The sequence below is a fragment of the Salinadaptatus halalkaliphilus genome, from assembly GCF_006543045.1.
GTDB lineage: Archaea > Halobacteriota > Halobacteria > Halobacteriales > Natrialbaceae > Salinadaptatus > Salinadaptatus halalkaliphilus.
The window spans coordinates 1-2,116 of record NZ_RBZW01000065.1 but is presented as its reverse complement, the minus strand read 5'-3'; the positions used below and the strand labels follow the sequence as shown (position 1 = coordinate 2,116).

Here is a 2,116-nt window from a genome sequence, read left to right as displayed (position 1 = left end):
GCGCAACCGGACGAATGCCGTAGATATCCTTGTAGTAGCAGTGCAGAAACCCACGCATCATCTCGGGTGGTTCGTGATCTCGTGTTCGCCCCGTCTGCGCCGGGGCGAACACGTCGAACTCTTCGAGAAACTCGAAGGAGAGATGCTCAAACAGCGCTAGCGTCTCAGTCTCCGCGACATTGAAGAACGTCTCTACCGAAGGATCATCTTGCAGGGTCGCTGAGGCCATACCATCTCAGCATTCACCCTGCTCTCTGGTATGAGAACTGTTCTATGACACCCTCAAAGCCGCTTAGTTAGAACGTCTGCTTGCTGAGGATGTGCACTCCAAACAGCAAGCAGACAGTGAAATCCACGAGGACCAGCTTCTTAACTTCCTCGTCAACACCCTTGGCGAGGAAGTTAACCTGAATCTAGGCAACAACGCTGAAATCGATGCTGAGGATATCTACGAGGTCCTCGTCGGCGCGTGCGCCGACGGGACCTCGGTCTCGAAACTCTGCGAGGACAGCGAAGACTCACCTCACCAAAACACCGTTTTGTACCATCTCCGCGATAAATTCGACCTAGAATCGGTTGAACGTGTTGGGAACACGCTTCTCCAGAAGGACGTGCTTGAGGTCCTCCCTGAGCAGGTGGAGGTTTGTGCAGACCTCCACCTGCGGCCCTACTACGGTGACGAAGACGACACGGACGGCCTCTATCACTCGGAAGCAAAACGTGGAACTACTGCGTTCCACGCCTATGCCACGCTCTACGCGCGTGTGAAGAACAAACGCTATACGCTGGCGGTACGCCGTCTCGAAGACGGCGACACCGCCAGCAGCGTCCTCGCCGAGTTTCTCGGTGTTCTCGACGGCCTTGACTTCAGCGTCAAGGCCGTCTATCTTGACCGTGAATTCTACGACAGCAAATGTCTCACGCTACTTCAGGCGCACAATCACGCCTACGTGATGCCGATCGTCCGCTGGGGAAAGACGATCAAGCAGGAACTCTCGGAAGGCTGGAGCCGCGTCATCCAGCACGATCTGACGGCGAAACTCGACAGTCACAGCTGGACCGTCGAGTTTCCCGTCTACATCGACTGTACCTACCAAAACGGGCGGTACGACGAACATGGGGTGGCGCGTCACGGCTACGCCGCTGACGCGCCGTTCATCGACTCACCATGCGACGCCCGATACCACTACGCGAAACGCTTCGGTATCGAATCGACGTACCGGCTCTCCGAGCAAAGTATTGCAACGACAACAACGCAAAACCCGGTGGTTCGGCTGTTGTACGTCGTGGTGAGTCTATTGTTACAGAACGTTTGGCGGTATCTGCATTGGGAATACGTGGCGACGCCCCGCCGTGGCGGGCGTCGCCTCTGGTCCTGGTCGTTCAAGGAGTTCATCAAGATGCTGTGCCGGGCAGCATGGACGGCCCTCGCGGTACGTCGGGCTGTCCCTGCAAATCGGCCACCGGACGATCGGTTCCACCGCTAACGCCCGACCGAGCTAGCCTTCCTGCGAGTGGCAACGCCGTCGCGTCGGCGGCTGACCGCCGCCGACAGCGACGACTATACTCAATCTTCGGTTAGAACTACTGTCAATCACTACCAGTCAGGATGAAACTGCGGCTTCAGCCCGAGTGAGCAGAGACGCTTTGTGAGGTACTGAGTCTCGGAATCAATGTGGTTTTGGATAGTCCGAGTTCTCGCCCAATTGAAACCAATTCGGAGGAAAGCAGGATCAATATCATCCTCTTCATCTTGGCTCAAAGCAATTGATAACCGTTCGTCATCAAATTCGTGGAAATAGCCGACTTTATTTGGGATATAGGATTCGCACTCAAAGATGATAATACCGTAATCAGCATCTCGGTTTTCGATTGCATCTTCGAGTTCCTCTTTAATTTCTCGCTGAGAATAGCCTTGGTCACTTTTAGCTTCAACGGCAATTCGTTGACCAGTATCATTCAGTTCCAGAACAAAATCACCAACTTCTCGACCTTCAATCTCGCCGGTCTTATTAGCAGTACGCTCTTGTGTAGCACTTTGTTGATTTCACAGTGTAGCTTTGATAGCGTGTTTGAGCGCTTTTCTCCCCGGTTTTCGAAATAGTTTCCGCCGAAG

Annotated in this window: 1 protein-coding gene and 1 pseudogene; one reads left to right on the top strand and one right to left on the bottom strand. The window is 54.1% G+C overall.

From position 1 onward, the window contains the following. A pseudogene (locus tag D8Y22_RS18375) lies at window positions 1-229 on the bottom strand (IS5/IS1182 family transposase); the annotation flags it as partial. Between the two features lie 91 nt (window positions 230-320). Here D8Y22_RS18375 and D8Y22_RS18370 point away from each other — a divergent pair. Continuing rightward, on the top strand, window positions 321-1,487 hold the full coding sequence (locus D8Y22_RS18370; protein ID WP_141466139.1) for an ISH3 family transposase: 1,167 nt from the start codon (window positions 321-323) through the stop codon (window positions 1,485-1,487). Window positions 1,488-2,116: the final 629 nt, after the last annotated feature.